This is a genomic window from Streptomyces sp. NPDC059900 (genome assembly GCF_050270335.1).
GTDB lineage: Bacteria > Actinomycetota > Actinomycetes > Streptomycetales > Streptomycetaceae > Streptomyces.
Genome location: NZ_JBNNJZ010000403.1, coordinates 1 through 7,483, shown reverse-complemented (window position 1 = coordinate 7,483; position 7,483 = coordinate 1). Strand labels below are relative to the sequence as shown.

Annotated in this window: 4 protein-coding genes; 2 read left to right on the top strand and 2 right to left on the bottom strand. The window is 72.8% G+C overall.

Going from position 1 to position 7,483, the window contains the following annotated elements; all coding sequences use genetic code 11:
• Window positions 1–11: 11 nt before the first annotated feature.
• Window positions 12–1,808 (top strand): flavin-containing monooxygenase, encoded by a 1,797-nt coding sequence (locus ACQKIP_RS34075; RefSeq protein WP_365854841.1) that lies wholly within the window; start codon window positions 12–14, stop codon window positions 1,806–1,808.
• A gap of 15 nt (window positions 1,809–1,823) precedes the next feature.
• On the opposite strand, the gene ACQKIP_RS34070 is transcribed toward ACQKIP_RS34075, so the two are convergent.
• Window positions 1,824–4,196: a SpoIIE family protein phosphatase gene (locus tag ACQKIP_RS34070; protein ID WP_365854839.1), complete on the bottom strand. Its 2,373-nt coding sequence runs from the start codon at window positions 4,194–4,196 to the stop codon at window positions 1,824–1,826.
• Window positions 4,197–4,417: 221 nt separating this feature from the next.
• Between ACQKIP_RS34070 and ACQKIP_RS34065 the strand changes: the two genes are divergently transcribed.
• Window positions 4,418–4,894 carry a hypothetical protein gene (locus ACQKIP_RS34065; protein ID WP_365854837.1) on the top strand — a complete coding sequence of 159 codons (477 nt, stop codon included), beginning with the start codon at window positions 4,418–4,420 and terminating at the stop codon, window positions 4,892–4,894.
• 9 nt (window positions 4,895–4,903) lie between these two features.
• Here ACQKIP_RS34065 and ACQKIP_RS34060 read toward each other — a convergent pair.
• Window positions 4,904–7,483 (bottom strand): fumarate reductase/succinate dehydrogenase flavoprotein subunit (locus tag ACQKIP_RS34060; protein ID WP_427745032.1); only part of this gene is annotated, 2,580 nt, incomplete at its 5' end.

Sequence of the window (7,483 nt, the reverse complement as noted above, 5' to 3'; positions counted from 1 at the left end):
GACCCCGCACCATGCCTCTGCCGCACTGCGCCAACCCGCCCACCCCGCAGGAGACCGCCGCCCTGCGCGAGCGCTACCGCCTCGAGCGCGAACGCCGCGTGCGCCCCGAGGGCACGGCCCAGTACCGCTCCACGCAGGCGGAGTTCGGCTACTTCGCCGCCGACCCGTACGCCGGTGAGCCGGCAGAACGCGAGCCGCTGCACGACGTGGTGGACGTCGCGGTCGTCGGCGGCGGCTTCGGCGGGATCCTGGCCGGCGCGCGGCTGCGCGACAAAGGTGTGGCGAAGGTGCGGATCATCGACAAGGGCGGTGATTTCGGCGGCACTTGGTACTGGAACCGCTATCCGGGCATCCACTGCGACATCGAGTCGCACGTCTATCTGCCGCTGCTCGACGAGACCGGCTACGTGCCCGAGTGGAAATACGCCCCCGGCGAGGAGATCCGCCGCCACGCGGTGCGCATCGCCGAGCAGTTCGGTCTGTACGAGCACGCCCTGTTCTCCACCGCCGTCACCTCCCTGACCTGGGACGAGGCGGCCCGGCAGTGGACGGTCACGACCGACAGGGGCGACGCGTTCCGGGCGACCTGCGTCATCACCGCCACCGGCACGCTCTCGGAGCCCAAGCTGCCCGGCATCCCCGGCATCGAGGACTACCGCGGCCACACCTTCCACACCTCCCGGTGGGACTACGCGTACACCGGCGGCAGCCCCGAGGGCGGCATGAGCGGCCTGGCGGGCAAGCGGGTCGGCGTCGTCGGCACCGGCGCCACGGGAGTGCAGGTCATCCCGATGCTGGCCGAGGACGCCGGACACCTGTACGTCTTCCAGCGCACCCCCTCCGCCGTGGACGTGCGCGGCCAGCGGCGGATGACGCCCGGCGAGGTCGGCGCGGACCGGACCGGCTGGGCCGCCGAGCGCCGCGAGAACTTCCTGCGGATCTGCTCCGGAGAGCACGCCGGGCAGGACCTGGTCGCGGACCGGTGGACCGAGTCGGCGGGCCTGCTCGAAAAGCTCCTGCCCAGCTTCCGCCGCAGCGGCGAACCGGACTTCGAGGTCGCCTACGAGGCCGCCGACCACGCCACGATGAACGAGATCCGCGCACGCGTGGCCGCCGAAGTCACCGACGCCGCCACCGCCGCGCTCCTCAAGCCCTGGTACCGGTACGCCTGCAAGCGCCCCACCTTCTCCGACAAGTACCTGCCCGCGTTCAACCGCGACAACGTCACCCTCGTCAACACGGCCGACACCCACGGCATCGAGCGCATGACCGAGCGCGGCGTCGTCGTGGACGGAACGGAGTACGAGGTCGACTGCCTGGTGTTCGCCACCGGGTTCTCCGTGGGCGCATCCGGCATCACGTCGGGGCAGCTGCCGGTGACCGGCCGCGACGGCGTCCAGCTCCTGCACTCCTGGGCGCAGCGGGGTCCGCGCACCCTGCACGGCTTCACCAGCGCGGGCTTCCCCAACCTGATCCGGATGGGCTCGCTGCAAAATGCCAGCAGCGTGAACTTCACCCACATCCTGGACGAGCAGGCCGTGCACGCCGCCGCCCTGGTCGCCGCCGCGCAGGAGAAGGGCGCCGTCGTGGAGCCCGCCCCCGAGGCCGAGGACGCCTGGGTCGACGTCTGCGCGCAGGGCGCACCGGACCACGCCTGGTTCCACGCCGAGTGCACCCCCGGCTACTACAACGCCGAGGGCCGCGGCCGCCCGAACGGCCCGACGGCCTACCCGCACGGCGCTGTCGCCTTCCACGAACTGCTGCGCCGCTGGCGCGAGGAGAACATGGGCGAGGCGCTGCGGGCGTAGCGGCGGGAAGCCGTCTCAACCCGTGGCGGGAAAGGCCTGTTCGGTCCAGATCGTCTTGCCGGAGGGGGTGTAGCGCGTACCCCACCGCTGCACGAGCTGCGCGACGATGAACAGGCCGCGCCCGCCTTCGTCCTCCTCGCCGCTGTGGCGCAGGTGCGGTGAGGTGTGCCCCGTGTCGGCGACCTCGCACAGCAGGGTGCGGTCGCGGATGAGACGTACGTGGATGGGGCCGGCGGCATACCTGACCGCGTTGGTCACCAGTTCGCTGACGACGAGTTCGGTGGCGAACGACAGCTCTTCCAGGCCCCACGCGTGCAGCTGCTCGGTGGCCAGATCGCGGGCGCGACCGGCGGCGACCGGTTCCGCGGGCAGCTCCCACTCGGCGACCCGCGAACTGCCGAGTTCGCGGGTACGGACGAGCAGCAGGGCGGTGTCGTCGGCCGTCGAGCCGTCCGGCAGGAGCTGTGCCACGGCCCGGTCGCACAGCTCTTCCAGTGACGCGTCCCGGTCGCCGAGCACCTGGCTCAGTGTCCGCAGGCCGTGGTCGATGTCGCGGTCGCGGGCCTCGACCAGGCCGTCGGTGAAGAGGGCGAGCAGGCTGCCCACCGGCAGTTCCAGCTCCGCCGACTCGAACGGCAGGCCGCCGAGGCCCAGAGGCGGCCCGACGGGCAGGTCGGGGAAGGTCACTTCGCCGTCCGGTTCGACGACCGCCGGCGGCAGGTGGCCGGCCCTGGCCATGCAGCAGCGCCGCGAGACCGGGTCGTAGACCGCGTACAGACAGGTCGCCCCGGTGGTCACATCGGCGTAGTCGCCGTCGGAGGCTCCCGGCTCGCCGCGCTGCTCCTCCGCCGACTGCGCCACCAGATCGTCGAGCCGCGAGAGCAGCTCGACGGGGTCCATGTCCATCTGGGCGAACGCGCGCACGGTCGTACGCAGCCGTCCCATGGTGGCGGCCGCCTGAAGCCCGTGGCCGACCACGTCCCCGACCACGAGTCCGACCCGGGTGCCGGACAGCGGGATGACGTCGAACCAGTCACCGCCGACCCCCGTCACGTCGTCCGTGGGGAGAAAGCGGTGGGCCACGTCGAGCGCCGACTGCTCCGGCACGTGCTGCGGCAGGAGCTGGCGCTGGAGAACCAGGGACGCGGTGCGCTCACGGGTGAAGCGGCGGGCGTTGTCGATGGAGACGGCCGTACGGGCGACCAGCTCGTCGGCGAGTGACACCTCGCCGCTGTCGAAGGTGGCCGAAGCGGCGCCGCGGGTGAAGGTGACCAGGCCCAGCGTGCTGTTCCCGGCCCGCAGCGGCACGACGAGGACCCGGTCGTCCAGCACCGTCCTGCCCGAGGAGAGGCTGCGCTCCTGCGGTGAACCGGGCGGGTACTCCACGGGGGATTCGTCGCCGGGTACGGTATCGCCGTCCCCGGCCGGGCAACGGGCGGCCCGTACGAGGGAGCCCGCCGCCGAGCCGCTGGTGGCAGGCAGCTCACCCGCCAGGACCACCCTCGCGAGGTCGACGGTCACCGTGGCGGCGAACTCCGGCACCGCCACCTCGGTGATCTTGTTGGCGGTGGCCAGGGCGTCGAGGCCGTTCCCGATCCCGCGGCCCGCCTCGACGAGCAGGGCCAGCCGCCGCTGGGCCCGGTGACGATCGGTGATGTCGTAGGCGTCCTCGCACACGCCGAATACGTGTCCGTCGGCGTCCTGGAGGCGGTAGTAGGCGCAGGACCAGAGGTGGTCCGTGCCCGGGTCGCTGGGCGGCCGCCCCTGGAAGTGCAGGTCAAGAAAGGACTCGCCGGTGTCCAGGACGTGCCGCATGACCGCTTCGAGCGTGGGCGGATGCCCCTTGCTCACGAACTTCCCCTCGGAGTACAGCTGATCGGCCCGCATCCCGCGGAACTCGGCGAAGGGCCGCCCGATCTCCCGCTCGTACGCCGCGTTGCACCAGGTCAGGCACAGGTCGGTGTCGTAGATGGCGAGGCCGACGGGGGACTGTGTGGTCAGTCCGTGCAGCAGGGCGAGCCGGGATTCCCACAGCCGCAGGTCCTTCAGCTCCGTCGCGACGAGAACCCGCTGTACGGTCCCCGCGCCCGGCAGCGGGCACACCGCGATCGCGACGACCAGCTCATGCCCGTCCCGGTGCAGGGCGACGCGGATCTGGTTGCTCCGGAGCTCTGCGGGGACGGGCAGATCGGAGGGCACGGGGCCGGGTGTCAGAAACGTGGCCACGGGTCTGCCGACGATCTCCTGCGGCCGGTAGCCCAGGAGCCGCTCGGCCGCGGGGCTCCAGCCGATGACCGTGTCCCGGGCGTCGACGACCGCCGTGGCCGCCCTGGTGACGTCGAGGGGACTACGAAAATCGGTTCTCTGCTCCGCGTTCCATGCCGTCATGGCGCCACATCAGCCCCGTTCATCCCCTACAGAATCCGCCGCCCGGGCGGCGGACACAACCGCGGTTCGCCCACCCGCGCGCACGGAGGGTGCCACTGGGCCGGTCGGAGCAAGCGGCGTCGCCCTGTCGCACCTGGGACCACTCGGACCGGTGGCCCGGCCGTGAGGGTCCCGTTTACGGGTCCGCCATGGGGGAGAGTGACCGCGTGCATCGCCGGATCGTGACCCTCGTAGCCCTCGCCCTGCTCAGCACCGCCGGGTGCACCTCCGTGACGCCGCAGGACCGGCTGCCGCCCCGCCAGCCGCCCGCACCGGCGGGCGGCGCGCCCCCGTCGCTCTCCGGGCCCCGCACGCCTGCCGTCGTGCAGCCGTCGGCGCGTGACGCGCTGGTCAAGAGCGGCACCGGCAGTGCAAAGCCCGGGAAGGCACCGCGGCCCCGGCCGAAGGCACCCCGCCGCGAGAAGCCCGCCGCTGTGACCGGCACGCGTCCGGCGCCGGCCCCGCCACGTCCCACCGCCCACCGCACACCGGCACCGCCCCGGCCCGTGACCCAGCGCCCGCAGCGACGTCCCGAGCCGGTGACACCGCGTCCCGCGCGTCCCCGGCAGACGTACGACGGCAAGATCGTGTGCCGGATGGCGAACGGCGTGGCCGACCCGGCGACCGTGGCGTTGTGCCGCGAGCAACTGGGGCGGTGAGGGCCGGTCTCAGGCAGGGGCTGCCGCGCGGGCCGCGTAGGCGCGGACGTCGGCGTCCGGGTCCAGGACCGCGGCGGCCAGCGCCGTGCGGGCCTCCTCGCTCGTGGTGTGCCCGAGGAGGGCCAGGACCGCGGCCTTGCGGACGTCGGCGTTGGGGTCGCCCAGTGCCTTGCTCAGGGCGGGTACGGCGCGTTCGGCGGCGGCCGCGCCCAGGGCCGCGGCTGCGCCTGCCCTGACCTGCCAGGGCGGTGCGGTCAGGGCGTCAAGGGCGGTGTCGTCGTACGGGGCGGGGCAGCCCACGGCGGCCAGTGTCGTGAGGGCCGCCGCGCGGACCAGGACGTCCGTGTCCCGGAGCAGCGGGGCCAGCGCCGCCGGGCTGTCGAGGCCGCGTGCCACCGTGACACGGACCTCGCGTGCCGGGTCGGCGCCCGCGCGGGCCACGGCGTCGAGGTCGCCGACCGAGACCAGGGCGCGGACCGACGCGATGCGGACCTCGATGTCCGGGTCGGTGAGCGCGAGGGCGTAGGCGGCGGGGTCGCCCAGGCGAAGGGCGCGCAGGACGTCGAGGGCGGTGGCCCGGACCAGGGCGTCCTCGTGGCCGAGGGCGTCGTGCAGGCCGCGGGACAACTCCTGCCCGGGTGGCAGGACTTCGACCAGTTCGAGCAGGGACGCGGCAGCGGCGGCGCGCACGCCCGCATCCGGGTCCGCGAGCGTCCCGGCGAGGGCGGGGCCGGTGCCCGCGGGGACGGTCTCGGTGAGCGCGGCGACGGCCGCCCGGCGTACCGCGGCATCCGGGTCCGTCAAGAAGGGCCGTAGCAGCGGGAGTTCGGGCTCGTCCTCGGTGAGGGCGAGCAGTTCCAGGATGCGCGGGGAGTGCGACGTGGTCGCCGTGTCGCGCGAAGGGGCACTGCGGATACCGGAACCGACCGGGGCGATGTCGCGCTGACCGGCGGTGGCCACGTTCTCCGGATGGACCTCGCCCAGATGGCGTGAGGCGCCGCCGCCGGGCGTGAACTCCTCGACCGGGACCAGGTAGGGCTCCACCGGGCGTGCCGTGAACTCCATTGTCCCGGAAGGAGACTTGGACAGGTCGAGGTGGTACAGCCAGCCTTCGTCGTCGCGCTCGGGGTGATCCGTGCGCTCGTGGTAGAGCCCCCAGCGGGACTCCGTGCGGGCAAGGGAGGAGCGGGCCGCCATCTCGGCGCAGTCCCGGATGAAACTCACCTCGGCGCAGCGCATCAGTTCGTGCGGGGTCGTGGCGCCCATCTGGTCGATCTCGCGCCGCATCCGCTCGAAGTGGTCGACGGCAAGCGAGAGCCGGGCGCCCGTCTTGGGCGGGGCCACGTAGTCGTTCACGAAGCGGCGCAGTTTGTACTCGACCTGCGGCTGCGGAGGACCGTCGGGATTGCGCAGCGGGCGGTAGATCAAGTCGTGGGCGTCCCGCACCTGGGCGGCGGGCAACTCGCCCTCGTACGCGCTGAACCGGGAGGCGTCCGCACCCGCGAGATCTCCGAAGACGAACGCGCCGATCATGTAGTTGTGCGGCACGCAGGCCAGGTCCCCGGCGGCGTACAGACCGGGCACGGTGGTGCGCGCGTGGTCGTCCACGCGGACGCCCGACGCCGAGTGGCCGCCGCACAGGCCGATCTCGGAGATGTGCATCTCGACGTCGTGGGTGCGGTAGTCGTGGCCGCGGCCCGCGTGGAAGGTGCCCCGCGTCGGGCGCTCGGTGGAGTGCAGGATGCCCTCCAGGGCGCTGATGGACTCCTCCGGGAGATGGCTGAGCTTGAGATACACGGGGCCGCGGTCGGAGTCGAGTTCGGCGGCGAACTCCGACATCATCTGGCCCGACCAGTAGTCGGAGTCGACGAAGCGCTCGCCGTGCCGGTTGACCTGGTAGCCGCCGAAGGGGTTGGCGACGTAGGCGCAGGCGGGGCCGTTGTAGTCCTTCATCAGCGGGTTGATCTGGAAGCATTCGATGCCGGTGAGTTCGGCGCCCGCGTGGTAGGCCATCGCATAGCCGTCGCCCGCGTTGGTGGGGTTCTCGTACGTGCCGTAGAGGTAGCCGCTCGCGGGCAGGCCGAGCCGGCCGCACGCGCCCGTCGCGAGGATCACCGCCCCCGCGCGCACGGTCACGAACTCGCCCGTGCGCGTGTTGAATCCGACCGCGCCGACGGCCCGCCCCCGAGCCGTGAGCACCCGCACCGGCATCACGCGGTTCTCGATGCGGATGCGCTCGCGCATCTCGCGGCGGCGCAGCTGCCGGTAGAGGACCTTCTTGACGTCCTTGCCCTCGGGCATGGGCAGGACGTACGAGCCGGAGCGGTGCACCTGGCGCACCGCGTACTCGCCGTGTTCGTCCTTCTCGAACTTCACGCCGTACGACTCCAGGCGCTGCACCATCGAGAAACCCCGGGTGGCGGTCTGGCGGACCGTGGCTTGGTCGACGATGCCGTCGTTGGCGCGGGTGATCTCGGCGACGTAGTCGTCGGGCTCGGCGCGGCCGGGGATCACGGCGTTGTTGACGCCGTCCATGCCCATGGCGAGCGCACCGGAGTGGCGGACGTGCGCCTTCTCCAGGAGGAGGAC

Bases quoted from the DNA above. Each gene is read 5' to 3' on its own strand.
- ACQKIP_RS34070 (WP_365854839.1), bottom strand. From the start codon at position 4,196: ATGACGGCATGGAACGCGGAGCAGAGAACCGATTTTCGTAGTCCCCTC.
- ACQKIP_RS34075 (WP_365854841.1), top strand. From the start codon at position 12: ATGCCTCTGCCGCACTGCGCCAACCCGCCCACCCCGCAGGAGACCGCC.